This window comes from Jiella pacifica (assembly GCF_010500815.1).
GTDB classification, from domain to species: Bacteria; Pseudomonadota; Alphaproteobacteria; order Rhizobiales; family Rhizobiaceae; genus Jiella; species Jiella pacifica.
Map to the genome: position 1 here is coordinate 59,990 of NZ_JAAAMG010000020.1, position 15,477 is coordinate 75,466.

Sequence of the window (15,477 nt, forward strand, 5' to 3'; positions counted from 1 at the left end):
CTGCCCTCTCTTCAACATCACTCCAGATGTTCCTGCCAGCCAGCTTCTATCGCCGAGCTAGCACTGAAGAGCAACTCTCTCCGCTGCAGTTCTTGAGCGCCAGTCGCGCTCGCTTTCGACGCTTCAACTGTCAGACATTTTTGCGCGAATTTTCTCTTGCTCCTCCAGTCGCTGGAGAAAGTAGCATGCCGGCATGAATGTGGGATCCCCTTCGATGACAACAGCGCTTCATCAAACACGCTACCGCGTCAGCGGCATGGACTGCGCCTCCTGCGCGGCCAAAATCGACACGGCCGTTCGACGCCTGCCCGGTGTGGAGGACGTCGCGGTCTCGGTCGCAGCCGGTACGATGACGGTGACCCATGGCGAGGCGATGTCGGGCGAAGCGCTTGTCCGGCAGGTAAAAAATCTTGGCTACGGCGCATCCGCCGCAGGCACCGGTTCAGGTGAACGGTCTGCGATAACAGACAGCGCTCACGACCATAAGCATGATCACTGCTCTGGCGAACACCAACACGGCCATGAGCATGGTCACGGCCATGGTCTTCACTCGCATAGCCATGATGATGCCGATGATAAGCCTTGGTGGCGCATGCAGAAGGCGCTGCTGACATTCGCTTGTGGGGCGGCTCTGGCCGTTGCCTATCTCGCTGGGTTGGCCTTTCCTGCCATCGAGCGCTGGGCCTTTCTCCTGGCGCTCGCCGTCGGACTGATCCCGATCGCCCGGCGCGCAATTGTCGCGGCGCGTTTCGGGACACCGTTCTCGATCGAGATGCTGATGACGATCGCTGCCATTGGCGCCGTGATTATCGGCGCCGTGGAAGAGGCGGCGGCCGTCGTGCTCCTCTTTCTCGTCGGTGAGATGCTGGAGGGCGTGGCCACGGGCCGGGCGCGTAAGAGTATCCAGGGCCTGACGGACCTCGTGCCCAAGACGGCGCTGCTCGAACAGGATGGCGGGACGGTGTCGGTTCCTGCTGAAGGGCTCGCCGTCGGCTCCATCATCATGACTCGCCCGGGCGACCGGATCGCGGCCGATGGTGTCATTGTCGAGGGCTCGAGCGAGATCGACGAGGCGCCGGTCACGGGCGAGAGCGTTCCCAAGCGCAAGGGTAACGGGGACACCGTCTTCGCCGGCACGATCAACACCGACGGCGTGCTGCGCGTCAGGGTTACCGCGGCCGCGGCCGACAACACCATCGCCCGCGTGGTGCGGCTGGTCGAGGAGGCGCAGGAGAAGAAGGCCCCGACCGAGCGCTTCATCGATCGCTTCTCGAGGTTCTACACGCCCGGCGTCATCGGCATTGCAGCGCTGACGGCGGTCCTTCCGCCGCTTCTGTTTGGCGAGCCGTGGAACGAGTGGGTTTATAAGGCCTTGGCGATCCTGCTGATCGGCTGCCCCTGCGCCCTGGTCATCTCGACGCCTGCCGCCATCGCTGCCGGCCTGTCCGCCGGCGCCCGTCGCGGCCTCCTGATGAAGGGCGGCGCGGTACTGGAGAACCTCGGCAAGGTCACCGCCGTCGCGCTCGACAAGACGGGCACGATCACCGAGGGCAAGCCGAAGGTGGTCGACGTCATCCCGGTCAGCCGGTCTGCACGCGACGTCATCTCGCTGGCGGCCGCCATGGAGCAAGGATCCAGCCATCCGCTGGCCTCGGCCATTCTCGATCTCGCCAAAACCTCTTCGGTCCCAGTTCCGCCCGCCTTCGATGCACAGGCTATCCCAGGAGAAGGCGTCACCGGCTCCGTTGGCGGAGAGCGGGTGTTCCTTGGCTCTCCGCAGGCCGCCGCGAAGCGTGTTCCGTTGCAAGACCGGGACCTCACGATCGGCACCCTCAACCACGAAGGCAAGACGGTTTCCGTGTTGCTGGTCGGCAATGCGGTCGCGGGGCTGATCGCCATGCGCGACGAGCCGCGGCCCGACGCAAGGGAGGGCCTCGCCGCGTTGAAGGCGGCGGGGATCCGCACGCTCATGCTGACGGGCGACAATCGCAGGACCGCTGAAGCTGTGGCAGCCGGCCTCGGGATCGAAGCGCGGGCAGAGCTCCTGCCGCAGGACAAACAAAAAATTGTCCGCGATCTTCAGATGAGCGGCTATCTCGTCGCAAAGGTGGGCGACGGCATCAACGACGCCCCAGCGCTCGCGGCCGCCGACATCGGCATCGCCATGGGCGGTGGAACGGACGTGGCGCTGGAGACCGCCGATGCGGCCGTCCTGCACGCTCGGGTCCGAGACATCCCGGATATGATCGCGCTGTCGCGATCGACGATGGGCAACATCCGTCAGAACATCACCATCGCACTGGGGCTGAAGGCGGTGTTCCTGGTCACGACGCTTCTCGGCATCACCGGCCTCTGGCCCGCCATTCTCGCCGACACCGGCGCGACCGTCCTCGTCACGGCAAACGCCATGCGGCTCCTGGGCTGGAGAGCCCGTTGACCGACGCCGCCCTTCTTCGCTCCGGACCTCTCGTTCTCCTGGCGGTCACCTGCCTCTGGCTGATGCTCGCCACCGGGCGAACCTCCTCGGCGGTCGGGCACAAGGCTTATGGGTTCGGCGGCTCCACCCGCCAGCGAGCCGCCCAGCGACTGTTCCGCTTGAGCATCGTCGGAGCGATCTTCGGCGCCGGCGGCTATGCGATCGGTCTCGGATGGGCCGTGCTGCGCCCGATGATCGATATCCCCGCTTCGCTTCGCCTCACCGGGCTGGCGATAGCGCTCCTGGGATCGCTCCTGACGGCGATCGCGCAGTCGAACATGGAGCGGCGGTGGCGAGTGGGTGTTCCGGAGAGGGCTCCGGATGCGCTGGTCACGACCGGCCTGTTCGGCATGTCCCAGAACCCCGTGTTTCTCGGCATGCTGATGCTGGCGCTGGGATTGGCCTTGGCTCTGCCGTCCGCTGTAATAGTCGCTTGCACGGTGGCGTTCTGGCTCGCTTGCGAGATCCAGGTGTGGGACGAGGAGATGTTTCTCGAAAACGCCTTCGGGGCCGATTACGCGGCCTACTGGCGATCGGTTCGACGCTGAATCTAAAGGAAATCAACAGGAAGGAAGATACCATGGATGTGTACCGAAAATTACTTGTGGCAGGCGCGCTAAGCCTGCTGTCGACCTCTGCACTCGCGGCTGCGGGCGAGAAGGTCGAGGTGTTCTCGACCTCCGGCTGCGGCTGCTGCCTGGGCTGGGTGCGGCATCTGGAAGAAGCCGGGTTCGAAGTCACGAACGAGAACCTTGCCATGGCGGATCTCTGGGCGAAGAAGACCGGGGCCGGTCTGACGCCAGAGCTGACCTCCTGCCATACCGGGTTCGCTGAGGGTTACGTCCTTGAAGGCCACGTTCCAGCCAGGGACGTCACACGCCTCCTCACCGAGCGGCCCGACGCGATCGGCTTGACGGTACCGGGTATGCCGGCGGGGTCGCCCGGCATGGGCGAGAGTGACGAGCCCTATGATGTTCTGCTTGTCCTGAAGGATGGCTCAACCGAAATCTTTGCCAGCTACCCCCAACCGAAAGGATCGACTGCAGAATGAGATTGCCGATCGCCTTCGCCATATCCGTCGCCCTCACCGGCGTCACCGCTGCGCATGAATTCAAGACGGGAGATCTCGTCATTGATCATCCCTGGTCCCGGACGACGCCATCCGGCGCGCGTACCGGCGCCGGTTACGTGACGGTGACCAACAATGGAACCGAGACGGACAGGCTAGTTGGCGGTTCGGCCGAGATATCGGAAGGCTTCGAACTCCATACCTCGGTAATCGTCGACAGCGTCGCGAAGATGCGTCCACTCACGAACGGCCTTACCATCCCAGCCGGCGCGACGGTAACCCTGGAGCCGGGCGGCACACACGCGATGCTGACAGGCATTAAGGAGCCGATCCAGAAGGGCAAGCCCTTTGCCGGCACGTTGGTTTTCGAACGGGCAGGAGAGGTTCCGATCGAGTTTATGGTCGAGGGCTTCGGCGTGCGCCCCGAAGCGGCAGCGGATGCTCATGGAGGGCACCAACCATGAGCTTTACCGTCTTTCGCTGGATCCTTTGGAGTGCTGTGGTCGTGCTCTTCACAGGGCTTGGCTCGGTTGTGGGGTTGATGTTCCTACAAAGCGCAAGTCAGCGGCCGATCACGCCCGTTAGCTCAACCGGCGTGGCAGACATCGGCGGCGAGTTCACGCTTGTCGATGATGAAGGCCAGCGTCGAACTTGGTCTGACTTTCGTGGCACTCCAGTGGCGCTGTTCTTCGGCTTCACCAACTGCCCCGACGTTTGTCCCACGACCCTAGGAGAGTTGTCAGTGCTTCTCGACGATTTAGGCCCGCAAGGTGATGACCTCCAAGTGGTGCTGCTCTCCGGCGATCCGAAGCGTGACACGCCGGAGCGTTTGAACGAGTATCTGCAATCCTTCGATCCGCGCATCGTTGGCTTGACGGGTGCTGAGGAGGAGGTCGACCGAGCCTTCAAGGTGTTCAAGGCCTATCGGGCGATCGTGCCACTGGATAGCGGGAACTACACCGTCGATCATCCCGCCGGCGTCTACCTGTTCGACCGCAAAGGCGATTTCTTCGGAATCCTGGACAGCCACGAATCAAAGGACGTTCAGCGGCAGAAAATCGAGCGTCTTTTGGCCATTTAGGGCACGTTGGCGGCAATAATTTCGTCCACCGGCCCTAACGACGCCGGAAGGACGTTAGAAACGTGGCGTCCAATCAATTAGCGGTCCGGGGCAGCAACCCTTGCATGGATGCAAGAGACAGAATGAAAACAGGAATAACAAATTTGATCAGGATCGCATTACTAGGCGTGGCGGTCGCCTTTGCGGCGGGGTGCGCGTCTACCGGCAGTTCAACCGATACGCCGCCCGTATCCACCGTATCGACTGGGGCGCTCGAGACCGACAGAGCTGCAGCGAATCCTATCCCCACGGCAGATACCCCTTCGGGCGAAGCAGTCCAGGAACTCTATTATCTGGAATTTCGTGCCCGCTCGGCCGAGAGCTATGGTCACACCTTTGCGATGTTCGGCAGAAGGAACGCAAAGGGAGACATTCTCACACGGGAGGTTGCAGGCCTTCACCCCGCTTCGACAAGCGACGTTCCCTACGTGCTCGGGCACATCATTCCCGTTCCCTCTGAGACTGGCCCGAGCGACGGCGATCTTGAAGATCAGTACATGACGGCGCGCTACCGCCTCGACCTGTCGAAGGCCGAATATGACGACGTGGTCGACTATATTCGCGAGCTCCAAGCGAGCTCGCCGGTCTGGCACGCAGTGCTCTACAACTGCAGTGCCTTCGTGGGGGACATCGCCCAATATATGGGCCTGCGCACACCAAGTTCGCTCCTCTTCCCGGAGGCCTACATCAACACGCTGCAGGAATTGAACACATAGGCACCGCCGCAGCGGACGCGGACCGTTACCGTGAACCGCCCCTGAACTCAGCGTAAGGGAGCCGCACATGTTTGGCCGCATAGCCCCGTTGTTGGCAACCACTGCCACTCTTCTCGCTCAGAGCAGCATCGGATTGAGCGCTGGTACGCAGGAACCGCAACGTTCTGCCGAAGTCGTCGTTGAGCACGCGGATCTGATCATCTCTTCAAACTCCGATGATCCGTCGCTGGAGGGCTACCTGGTCATTTGGAATGGGACAGACCAAAGCACCAGCATCACTGACATGCGCAGCAGTGCCTTCGAGGAGATCACGTTCGTCCAGACGGTCAAGACAAAGGGCGAGGCGCGGGTGGTTGTGCAAGAGACCCTCTCGATCCCTGCCCATTCTGAACTGTTGATGCGGCCTGGAGGGGTCTTTCTATCCATCGATCCTGGGAAACTGGCGCTCCGCGTGGGTGAACAGGTCAGTCTGGAAATCCTCTACGCGAACGGTACGTCGGCTGAAGTCGCGGCAATGATCAAGCCTGACGGGGCAGCGCTCGAAGATCACCATCACGGCATGCCGCAGACGGGGCGCCCTTGACGCTGCGCCTGCGGACCTTTGATGGCGGCGCCATCGCCCATTTTCCGAGCCAGATGAATCAATCTCGTCCGTGTCTTAAGCGCAAGGCAACGGCCCTGCTGCTAAGACCTCGATGATGAAGTGCTTCATTCGGCTCATGCTGCTGGCCAATCTCCTGCTCGGATCGGTGAGCCTCGCCCAGCCCGTCCCCGGCTCTTGCAACGATCTGCTCATGCTGGAGCCAAGCGCCGTGGCGCTCCTCGCCATGACGGGCGACGCAGCCGATGACCGAATACCGTCACCGTCCGGACCGAGCGACGCCTTCCCATCCGACAGCTTGCATTGCAAATTTGCCGCCGTTCAGGCTTCCCCGCCCGTCGTCGTCGGCTGTCACCGATCGGTTTCGTCTCCTCGTCCTACCCCGAAAAGCCACGGATCGGGACAAGCGTCGGCCCGTATCGATCGGCCGCCTAATCCTCTGCTGCGGTGGGCGACGGTCTGACGCGAGGCTCTCGTTGTGCCTTCAGGATTGAAGGCGACAAAGCCGAGCGCCTGAGCCCTCGCCGAAAGAGCATCCCATCCGCAGCCACCGCTTTCTGGTGCGCCCTGTCGCAGAGCCCGCAAACGCGCGCTTCGGGTCCGGCGAGCACGCTCGTGCTCCACACTGACTTACATTTCGAGGAAATAGCATGATCAATCTCAAAAAGCGGCGGAGCGGGACCGACATGCGTCCGTTGCCGGCTTCTTCACCTCACCAAGGCAGCCTCGCTCACGTCGGCAGCAAGGTCCATCGCCGCGCCTTTCTGATCGGAGCGGCCACCGTCGCCCTCTCGGGCTGCGTCGGCACGCCGACACCGGCGCCCATCATCGTTCCCGAACCGGAACCGGAGCCAATTCGTCCTGCGATGTACCAGGCTCTGCCGAATGAACGCTTTCCGATCCCGGCCGTCAACGTCAGGAAGCTCGAGCCGCATCTCTGGCGGCAGGTCGTCGACTACCCGACGCAGGAGCGCGTCGGAACGCTGGTCGTCGACACACCCGCCAAATATCTCTATCTGGTAAGGGAAGGCGGAAAAGCCATGCGTTACGGGATTGGCGTCGGCCGCGACGGCTTCTCCTGGTCGGGACGTGCGGTCATCGCCTACAAGCGCAAATGGCCGACCTGGACTCCGCCTGCCGAGATGATCGAGCGGCAGCCCGAGCTGGCGCCTTACAGTGCCGCCAATGGGGGCATGCCGCCGAGCCTCGACAATCCCCTGGGCGCTCGGGCGCTCTACATCTTCCAGGACGGGCGGGACACCCTCTACCGCGTTCACGGGACCAATCAGGCATGGTCGATCGGACGGGCCGTGTCCTCGGGCTGTATCCGGCTTTTGAACCAGGACGTCATCGACCTTTACGGCCGTGTCCCGGACGGCACACCGATCGTGGTCATTCCCGATCAATCGACGGCGATTTCGACATAGCTTGCAGCAAGCCCGGCCTAGCGGGATCCGCTTAGGCCGGCTCACCGGCGCCGGCCCCTTCAGACTTCCTGTTCCGGGATCAGGTCCCGCTTTGGGACAGACGATCGCCTGCCGACGACCGGAGATAGGCGACGGGCGCGAGCACCGCGAGGAATATCGCCCAGCCCGCGACGGCCAATTGAAGAAGGGCCGGAGAGGCGTTGCCGAGGCCGAAGATGGTCTCCACAAGCTTCAGCGTGAGGAAACCGGTCGTGACGCCGAGGAGGAGGCCAAGAACGGCGTAGACGAAGGCATATATGCCAATCACCAGATTGTGCAGGGCTCGTCTCATCAGCGCCTTCCATCGAGAAGATCCATGAAGGAGGCCGATAGTTCCTCCAGCCGCTGTAGGAGCAAGCGATATTCCGGGGCTGCGCCGGACTCAAGCGTCGGTCAGGTGGTGCTGACACTGGGAGTGGTCGGCCAGCGTCTGGATGACGCGGCAGTTACAGACCCGGCCGTGTCCGCATTCATCGATCATTCGCTGGAGCTCCTTGCGGAGCAGGTTCAACTGGTTGATCCGGCGATCCACGCCCTTCATGTGATGACGGGCGATCCGATCGGCCTCCTGGCAGGAGGCGTTGGGCCTTTTGGCCATGCTCAAGAGGCCCCGGATGTCCTCGATCTCGAAGCCGAGCTCGCGCGCATGCCGGATGAAGGTGATACGCTCGATCTCCTCTTCCCGGTACTGGCGACGGTTTCCCTCCGTTCGGATCGGAGGTGAGATCAGTCCGATGCCCTCATAGAACCTGATGGTCGTGACCTTCACGCCGCTGCGCTGTGAGGCTTCGCCGATGGAATATCCACGTTTAGCCATTTTTTGCTTGCTCCTCTAGTCGCTGGAGGAACTATCGGCGCGCGAGATATTGTGCAAGGAGCTCAGGGATGACTCTCTTCAATTTGGGACGTTCAGTCGCGGTGCGCTCTGCCCATCCCGCCGAGAAAAAGGCCTGCTGGGTCGCAAGCTGCGCGGCGTTTTCTTCGCCGGCCAAGGGCGAGGAAACCTGATGTCGGCGACCCTCGATGACGCGAAGGCGGCTACGAGGGGCACAAGCGTCGCGCAAACCCAGCCCGCCTCTCCGGCACGGTACGTCTTCGTCGACGTGTGGCGCGGCTTGGCCATCATCGGCGTCGTCCTCTACCATTTCGGCTGGGACCTGAACTTCTTCGGCTTCATCTCGCCCGCAGTGATGTTCAGCGGGCCGGTCACGATCTTCGCCCGCGCCCTTGCCGGCTCCTTCATGTTTCTCGCCGGCGTCAGCCTGGTCCTGGCCCACGAGAGCAACGTTCGCTGGCGCAAGTTTCTTGTACGTCTTGCCAAGCTCGTCGCGGCCGCCGCCGCGATCTCGATCATCACCTATGTCCTGTTCCCCGAAGGGTTCATCTATTTCGGGATCCTCCATGCGATCGCGCTGGCCTCGGTGCTCGGACTTGCCTTCCTGCCGCTTCCGACAGGGCTGATCTTGCTTGCCGCCCTGGTGATGCTCGCGGCGCCCTTCTTCTTTGAGACATCCACCTTCGACACCCGAATCCTCGCCTGGATCGGCTTTGCCGCAAATCCGCCAATGGCGAACGACTTCGTTCCCGTGTTCCCGTGGTTCGGCGTCACGCTCGCCGGGATGGGCTGCACTCGCCTCTTCCTGTCCAGGCAGACGGCAGGACATACATCGCAGAAGCCTGCGGAAGGCGCCCTCACCAGGGCACTGGTGTGGATCGGGAAACGAACGCTGCCGATCTACCTGCTTCACCAGCCCCTTCTGTTCGGCGGTTTCGTCGCTTTCACCCGACTGGCGGCGACCTAGTTTGCCGAAGCCAACACCCATCCTCAACCACGGAGATCAGCAGTGATCGGGATCATCAAGCACAGTCGTCAGATAGTCGTGCCCTCACGAGCATCCTGCAAGTTGAGAGGGCGCGGCCCAGGCCTTCTTCTTCTCGCCCTGCTCGGATGCTCGGCGATTGGAGCCACGAGCGCGGCAGCACAATCGGCAGCCGAAGCACAAACTGGACAGACGGCCGAGTCATCGGCAGCCGTAGGCGTCGAGGCGCCGGAGCCCGCCGGGTCTGTGGACGTCGCCGAGCTCATGGCCGAGGGCCCGCTGCCGGATATCGTGATCGGGGATCCGAACGCGCCCGTGACGATCGTGGAATACGCCTCGATGACCTGCGGCCACTGCGCCAATTTCCACGAGAGCAGCTATCCTGTGATCAAGAAGGACTACATCGACACCGGCAAGGCGAAGCTGATCATCCGCGAGTTCCCCTTCGATCCACGCGCCCTTGCCGCCTTCATGCTGGCGCGCTGCACGGGCGACGACGAGAAGCGCACGGCGATGATCGACGTTCTCTTCGACCAGCAGGACCAGTGGGCGCGGGCTGAGAACGCCTCCGCCGCGCTCCTGAACATCGCCAAGCTCGCTGGCTTCACCCAGGAGAGCTTCACCGCCTGCCTGAACAATAAGGAGCTCCAACAGCAGATCGTCGAGACGCAGGAGCGCGGGCAGCAGGAATTCGGCGTCGACGCGACGCCCACCTTCTTCATCAACGGCGACAAATATGCAGGCTCGCTTCCCGCCGACCAGATGGCCGCGATCATTGAGGAAAAGCCATAGAGAGCGGCAACGCGAATTGCGGAGGACTTGCGCTGGCACAGCTAAATGATACGCGGCCCGCGGGCGAAGGTCAGGCACTGGCCAAACTAGGCAAGCGTCTTGCGACCAGCATCGTGGCTCTCGGTGCCATGGTGCTGTCGCCACGATTTGCCGAGGCGCATGCGGCCAATCCGCCGGAGGGTCCCGCCGATCTGTGGGCGGCCTGGACGTTGGATCCGATCGTCTTGGTTGGCTTTGTAGCAATCGTCGCCGGATATGCGCTTGGGGTCGGAAAGCTGTGGCGCCGGGCCGGGGCCGGTCGCGGGATCGCCCCGTCGGGGGTTGCAAGCTTCACGGCGGGCATGGCGGCCTTTTCTGTCGCGATGGTCTGGCCTCTCGACGCGCTCGGCGAGATCCTGTTCTCGGCGCATATGGCCCAGCACATCGTCCTGACCGCTGTCGTTCCGCCCCTCCTCTGGCTCGGGCGGCCCGTGATCCTGCTTTGGAGCGTTCCGAGGCAGCTTCGCAGCCATGTCGGTGCGTGGCTCCGGATCCGGCCGGTTCGCACGCTCTGGACCTGGATGACCCTGCCGCTTCCAGCCTTCCTCCTGGAAGGAGCTATCTTGTGGGGCTGGCATGCTCCGGGCGCCATTGCGGCGGCTCTTGAAAACGAGGCGGTCCATGCCGCCATGCACCTCAGCTTCCTGGTGGGCGGCTTGTTGTTCTGGCACGCGCTGGCCCATGCGGGCCGGAGGCGGGGGACCGGATATGCCGAGACGGCCGCGCTGTCGTTCTTGACCATGATGCACACCGGCCTTCTCGGTGCACTCCTCACCTTCACGCCGAGACCGCTCTATTTGGCCTATGGCGACAGCCCCCTGGCATGGGGCCTGACGCCGCTCGAGGATCAGCAAATTGCCGGTATCATCATGTGGGTGATCTGCGGCACGATCTATATCGTGGCTGGGGTTCTCCTTCTCGCCGCTTGGCTAGGCCAGATCGAGCGGCAAAACGTCTCAGCTCCGTCATTTCTAAGCGAGTATGAGTCCGCACGTCCGGCCCTGCGCCTGGCCCGCTCGGACGTCCGCCCCTACCCAAAATCGGAACCGGGCTGAACAAGGTCCCTTCCATTTGTCATCCCGGATCACGAGCGGAATGAGGCCCATGCACGACCACTCCGAAAACAATGCCGAAGGCCGAGGCAAGCGCCTGCTAATCGCGGTTGCGCTCAATGTCGGCATCACCGTGGCGCAGATCGTCGGCGGCCTGATCTCCGGTAGCCTCTCCGTGCTCGCAGACGCGGCCCACAACGCCAGCGATGCCGCAACCCTCGGGATCTCCTATGGCGCCTGGCGTCTGTCGAGACGCAAGGCCGATGAGAGGCGCACCTTCGGCTATAAGCGTGCCGAGACGGTCGGGGCGTTGATCAACCTCACGACGCTCTTCGTGATCGCGCTGTACCTGCTCTACGAGGCCATCAACCGGTTCTTCAACCCTCAGGAGGTCGGTGGCTGGGTCATGATCATCGTCGGCGCGATCGCCGCCGTCGAGGACGGCCTGTCCGTGTGGGTGCTCTCGAAGGACCAGGGCAGCCTCAACATGAAGAGCGCCTTCCTGCACATGATCGCTGACACCATGGCGACGGTCGGCGTGATCATCGGCGGCGTTCTCATCCTTCTCTTCGACATCAAGTGGGTTGACCCGCTGATCACCGCCCTGATCGCCGTCTACATCTTCATTCACGGCTATCACGAGATCCGCAAGACCATCAGTGTACTCATGGAAAGCGCCCCGAAGGACTTCGACTTCGACGGGATGATCCGGGATGTGAAGAGCGTGGACGGCGTAGAGGACATTCATCACGTCCATGTTTGGCGTCCCGATGAGGAGCGCCTCGCCTTGGAAGCCCATATCGCGACCAAAGAGCGAGATCTCGCCAAAGTCGACGAGCTGAGGCATCGGATCAAGCGCTTGCTGCAAGAGCGTTTCAAGATCGACCATGCGACGCTCGAGGTCGAATTCGCTGATGCTATCGATCACGACCGCGCGGTTATTCGGCAGGAGTGAGAAGATGCGAGGAGAGCGACAGGCACTGACCATTCTTCCGCCGCCCAGGCGATCAGAAGTGTTACTGAGGAGAAGCGCATGAGCGGCTTGCTCGCAGTTCTCGGCTTTGCGCTCCTGCCGGCGCTCGGCAATTTCGGAGGCGGCCTCCTGGCCGAGTTCATCCGAACCTCACCGCGTGCCCTGAGCTGGGCGCTGCACGCGGCCGCCGGCATCGTCATTGCGGTCGTCGCGGTCGAGATCATGCCGGAGGCGATTTCCAAGGTCCCGGGCTGGGGCCTCACGGTGTCGTTCCTGCTCGGCGGGGCCTTCTACATGGCCGTGGACTGGGTCGTCGGCCGCGTCCAGGGCGCCGGCGGCTCGGGCATGTGGATGATCTATTTCGCCGTCTGCATGGACCTTTTCAGCGACGGGCTGCTGATCGGGGCGGGCTCCGCTGCATCATCGAGCCTGGCCTTGGTCTTGGCGCTCGGCCAGCTTCTGGCCGACGTCCCCGAAGGGTTCGCCGCGATGGTCAATTTCAAGGGGAAGAATGTCCCGCGGACCAGGCGCCTCTTACTTTCCGTGTCCTTCGCGGTGCCGGTCCTTCTGGCTGCTACGCTGGCCTATGTCCTGCTGCGCGGCCGCAGCGAATCCCTGCAGATGGCCGCCATCGTCTTCACGGCTGCACCGCTCGTGCTGGCGGCCGTGGAGGACATGATTACGGAAGCCCATGAGAGCGCAGAGGATAGCAAGATCTCGATTATGGCCTTTCTCGGCGGCTTCGCCCTGTTTACCTTAGTCTCCACCTCACTTGGATGATCATGGAATGAATTCTGGCTCGCGCTAGAGACCGAGCATCACAATCAGTCTAGGGAAGGAAAATCAGCTGTTGAATATGATCGAGACGATGCGTCGAGAGCGTCGGCGATGACCGGAAGCGTGGGGTCGACGGCAGCCGGGGAGAAACCGGACGGCGCGGAAGTTCCGGCCGAAGCGACGACAAGTGGTTCATGGCTAGCGTTGTTCGCGGCATGGCTGATCGCGCTCGGCTCGACACTCGGGGCATTGTTCGTCGGTGAGGTGATGGGGCAAGTGCCTTGCAACCTTTGTTGGCACCAGCGAGCCTTCATGTTCCCGCTGGCGGTTATCCTGGCCATTGCGGCGTTCCGTGGCGACACAAGCATATGGCGCTACGCCTTCCCTATCGCGGTGATCGGAGGTCTGATTGCCGGCTTCCACGGCCTGATCTATCTCGGCGTTATGCCGGAGGCGATCGAACCTTGCAGACAGGGGCCTTCTTGTGCGAGCGCCGATATGACAGTCCTCAGCGGTTTACCGCTTCCGCTTCTCTCGTTCGCGGCATTCGCGCTCATCGCTACGTTTCTCCTACTTTCGCGCAGGCCTTATCGCCCATGAACCGCCGAACTCTCGTATCCACGACCGCCCTTCTGGCGGTTGCCGCGTTCGCCGGGTCTGCTGTCCTGTATGGGCGCCAGCGCAGCGCTGAAGCTCTCGCGGCGGCTGGGGGAAGCCAACTCATCCGCTCTCATTCGCCCGTTATCGGCACGGCGGACGCGCCGGTAACCGTGGTGGAGTTCTTTGATCCCTCTTGCGAGGCGTGCCGAGCCTTTTATCCGATCATGAAGCAGATCCTGGCCGCCCACCCGGACGATGTTAAGTTGGTCTTGCGCTATACCCCACTTCACGAGGGCTCGGACGAGGTGGTCCGCATCGTTGAAGCTGCCCGGCGTCAAAACATGTTTGAAACCGTTCTGGAGGCCCTACTAGCTCGTCAGGCCGAATGGGCGGTCCACGGTGCTCCCGATCTTGACAAGGCGTGGAACATCGCCGGAGCCGCCGGCCTCGATATCGACCGCGCCAAGAGAGATGCGGCGTCGCCGGAGATCGCGGAAGTACTCCGGCAGGATGTTAAGGATATGGAAGCTGCCAAAATCCAAAGAACACCAACCTTTTTCGTCAACGGAAAGCCGCTGACAGAGTTTGGTCCTCAACAGCTCTACGATCTTATCGTGAGCGAAATCCCAACAAACAACGACGGGTCGTAAATTCGCATTTGTGTGCTTTCGGAGTGTAGGAATTGCCATACATAAGGCCGCATGGGAAAAAGTCAGCTATGTTGACCTTTTTTGCCTATGCGGGCCCTGCCCTCGCTGAAATTGCTGGATGCTTCGCCTTTTGGGCATGGCTTCGCCTCGACAAGTCGCCTGTGTGGCTAGTGCCGGGAATATTGTCGCTTACGCTGTTTGCCTACCTGTTGACTCTCGTTGAGAGTGAGGTGGCGGGGCGGACCTATGCGGCCTACGGCGGCGTTTACATCGTCGCTTCCATCTCTGGCTATGGCTAGCCGAGGGGCACCCTCCGGACTGGTGGGACGTTACGGGCGCGACCGTCTGCATCATGGGCGCAGGGCTTATCTTGCTCGCCCCCGTACATAATTCAAGAATTATGGACAGTTTTGGTTGCGTAGCTCGCTCAATGGGTTACACTGTCCATAAATCATGGACAAAAGTACCGCCCCTTCCCGCTCGTTCGGCTATGCCCGTGTCTCGACCGTAGGGCAGACCCTTGAGGCGCAGCTCGAGGAGCTGCACGCCGCTGGCTGCACCACCGTCTTCCGGGAAAAAGTCTCCGGCGCGAAGGCCGACCGCAAGGAGCTGATGAAGCTCCTCGCCACCCTTGGTCCTGGCGACGAGCTGGTGGTGACGCGCATCGACCGCCTGGCCCGTTCGACCTTCGACATGTTCGCCATCGTCAAGCGCATTGTCGATGCCGGCGCGCGGTTTCGGTCACTCGCTCAGCCTTGGGCCGACACCGACGACAGCACCGGCCGTCTCATGCTCGCCGTGCTCGGCGGTCTCGCCGACGTCGAGCGGGATCTGATCAAGACGCGCACGGCCGAGGGCCGCGCTCGCGCCAAGGCGCGCGGGGTGAAGATGGGACGAAGACCAAAACTGACTGCAGCACAAAAGGCCGAAGCCCTTGAACGCCGGGCTAACGGCGAAGCGCATACGTCGATCGCGCGCTCGTTCAACGTCAGTCACCAGACCATTGCGAGGCTGCAGCCATGACGGCGCAGCTCAACCTCCTGGACAGATTGGTCGCCTCCCTGCCGCCGCGGCTCTACCTCTGCCGGGTCGATCCGAAGCAGCGCATGTCGCGCTTCTACGTCCTAGCGATCGAGCCGACCCTGTTCGGCGGCTATTGCTTGGTGCGCGAATATGGTCGGATCGGCAGTGGTGGCCGGGTCATGCGGCAATTCTTCGCAACGGTCGATGAGGCCTTGGAAGAGTACCGGCGCCTGCGGCGGGTGAAGACGTGCCGCGGCTATGTCTGATGCGGACGGTTGGCGCAAGTTTCCGATTTCGGAGACG

The 15,477-nt window shown here is 62.4% G+C and carries 19 protein-coding genes and 1 pseudogene; 18 read left to right on the forward strand and 2 right to left on the reverse strand.

The genetic code is table 11. The features are described 5' to 3' along the window. Positions 1 to 214 precede the first annotated feature (214 nt). The 8 genes from GTK09_RS20405 (at position 215) to GTK09_RS20440 (ending at position 7,409) form a co-directional block, all read left to right on the forward strand. A complete protein-coding gene (locus GTK09_RS20405) occupies positions 215 to 2,437 on the forward strand; it encodes a heavy metal translocating P-type ATPase (protein WP_163465290.1) in 2,223 nt (740 codons plus the stop codon). Then, entirely contained in the window at positions 2,434 to 3,024 is a 591-nt protein-coding gene (locus GTK09_RS20410) for a methyltransferase family protein (RefSeq protein ID WP_163465259.1), read from the forward strand. The genes GTK09_RS20405 and GTK09_RS20410 overlap by 4 nt, the downstream gene beginning before the upstream one ends. A gap of 32 nt (positions 3,025 to 3,056) precedes the next feature. Continuing rightward, a complete protein-coding gene (locus GTK09_RS20415; RefSeq protein ID WP_163465260.1) occupies positions 3,057 to 3,527 on the forward strand; it encodes a DUF411 domain-containing protein in 471 nt (156 codons plus the stop codon). Further along, entirely contained in the window at positions 3,524 to 4,009 is a 486-nt protein-coding gene (locus GTK09_RS20420; RefSeq protein WP_083591525.1) for a copper chaperone PCu(A)C, read from the forward strand. The genes GTK09_RS20415 and GTK09_RS20420 overlap by 4 nt, the downstream gene beginning before the upstream one ends. Beyond that, positions 4,006 to 4,626: an SCO family protein gene (locus tag GTK09_RS20425; RefSeq protein ID WP_083591524.1), complete on the forward strand. Its 621-nt coding sequence runs from the start codon at positions 4,006 to 4,008 to the stop codon at positions 4,624 to 4,626. Before GTK09_RS20420 ends, GTK09_RS20425 begins: the two co-directional genes overlap by 4 nt. A gap of 143 nt (positions 4,627 to 4,769) precedes the next feature. Continuing rightward, on the forward strand, positions 4,770 to 5,381 hold the full coding sequence (locus GTK09_RS20430; RefSeq protein WP_245308686.1) for a hypothetical protein: 612 nt from the start codon (positions 4,770 to 4,772) through the stop codon (positions 5,379 to 5,381). Positions 5,382 to 5,448: 67 nt separating this feature from the next. Next, on the forward strand, positions 5,449 to 5,964 hold the full coding sequence (locus GTK09_RS20435; RefSeq protein ID WP_083591522.1) for a copper chaperone PCu(A)C domain-containing protein: 516 nt from the start codon (positions 5,449 to 5,451) through the stop codon (positions 5,962 to 5,964). A gap of 668 nt (positions 5,965 to 6,632) precedes the next feature. Beyond that, entirely contained in the window at positions 6,633 to 7,409 is a 777-nt protein-coding gene (locus GTK09_RS20440) for a L,D-transpeptidase (protein WP_245308685.1), read from the forward strand. 79 nt (positions 7,410 to 7,488) lie between these two features. Here the strand turns inward: GTK09_RS20440 and GTK09_RS20445 are convergent, their stop codons facing one another. Both GTK09_RS20445 and GTK09_RS20450 read right to left on the reverse strand, forming a co-directional pair. Then, the gene (locus GTK09_RS20445) at positions 7,489 to 7,740 is read right to left on the reverse strand and encodes a hypothetical protein (protein WP_163465261.1); all 252 of its coding nucleotides are present in this window, start codon (positions 7,738 to 7,740) and stop codon (positions 7,489 to 7,491) included. Positions 7,741 to 7,830: 90 nt separating this feature from the next. Then, positions 7,831 to 8,265, reverse strand: coding sequence for a MerR family transcriptional regulator (locus GTK09_RS20450; protein ID WP_083591520.1), 435 nt, complete (start codon positions 8,263 to 8,265; stop codon positions 7,831 to 7,833). 190 nt (positions 8,266 to 8,455) lie between these two features. Here GTK09_RS20450 and GTK09_RS20455 point away from each other — a divergent pair, with 190 nt between their 5' ends. From GTK09_RS20455 to GTK09_RS20500, 10 genes and pseudogenes are all read left to right on the forward strand, one after another. Beyond that, complete coding sequence (locus tag GTK09_RS20455; protein ID WP_163465262.1) at positions 8,456 to 9,250, forward strand: heparan-alpha-glucosaminide N-acetyltransferase; 795 nt, start codon at positions 8,456 to 8,458, stop codon at positions 9,248 to 9,250. Positions 9,251 to 9,514: 264 nt separating this feature from the next. Then, positions 9,515 to 10,060 (forward strand): DsbA family protein, encoded by a 546-nt coding sequence (locus GTK09_RS20460; RefSeq protein ID WP_312869932.1) that lies wholly within the window; start codon positions 9,515 to 9,517, stop codon positions 10,058 to 10,060. A gap of 113 nt (positions 10,061 to 10,173) precedes the next feature. Continuing rightward, on the forward strand, positions 10,174 to 11,154 hold the full coding sequence (locus GTK09_RS20465) for a cytochrome c oxidase assembly protein (RefSeq protein ID WP_163465263.1): 981 nt from the start codon (positions 10,174 to 10,176) through the stop codon (positions 11,152 to 11,154). Beyond that, a complete protein-coding gene (locus GTK09_RS20470; RefSeq protein WP_163465264.1) occupies positions 11,081 to 12,106 on the forward strand; it encodes a cation diffusion facilitator family transporter in 1,026 nt (341 codons plus the stop codon). Before GTK09_RS20465 ends, GTK09_RS20470 begins: the two co-directional genes overlap by 74 nt. 78 nt (positions 12,107 to 12,184) lie before the next feature. After that, complete coding sequence (locus GTK09_RS20475; RefSeq protein ID WP_083591516.1) at positions 12,185 to 12,904, forward strand: ZIP family metal transporter; 720 nt, start codon at positions 12,185 to 12,187, stop codon at positions 12,902 to 12,904. A 108-nt stretch (positions 12,905 to 13,012) separates the two neighbouring features. Then, a complete protein-coding gene (locus GTK09_RS20480; protein WP_163465265.1) occupies positions 13,013 to 13,501 on the forward strand; it encodes a disulfide bond formation protein B in 489 nt (162 codons plus the stop codon). Next, the gene (locus GTK09_RS20485) at positions 13,498 to 14,151 is read left to right on the forward strand and encodes a DsbA family protein (protein WP_163465266.1); all 654 of its coding nucleotides are present in this window, start codon (positions 13,498 to 13,500) and stop codon (positions 14,149 to 14,151) included. The genes GTK09_RS20480 and GTK09_RS20485 overlap by 4 nt, the downstream gene beginning before the upstream one ends. Positions 14,152 to 14,222: 71 nt before the next feature. Further along, positions 14,223 to 14,533: pseudogene (locus GTK09_RS27590) on the forward strand (YnfA family protein); the annotation flags it as partial. 71 nt (positions 14,534 to 14,604) lie between these two features. Further along, the gene (locus GTK09_RS20495) at positions 14,605 to 15,174 is read left to right on the forward strand and encodes a recombinase family protein (protein WP_163465267.1); all 570 of its coding nucleotides are present in this window, start codon (positions 14,605 to 14,607) and stop codon (positions 15,172 to 15,174) included. Continuing rightward, positions 15,171 to 15,440 (forward strand): WGR domain-containing protein, encoded by a 270-nt coding sequence (locus tag GTK09_RS20500; RefSeq protein ID WP_163465268.1) that lies wholly within the window; start codon positions 15,171 to 15,173, stop codon positions 15,438 to 15,440. Before GTK09_RS20495 ends, GTK09_RS20500 begins: the two co-directional genes overlap by 4 nt. The last annotated feature ends 37 nt before the right edge of the window (positions 15,441 to 15,477 follow it).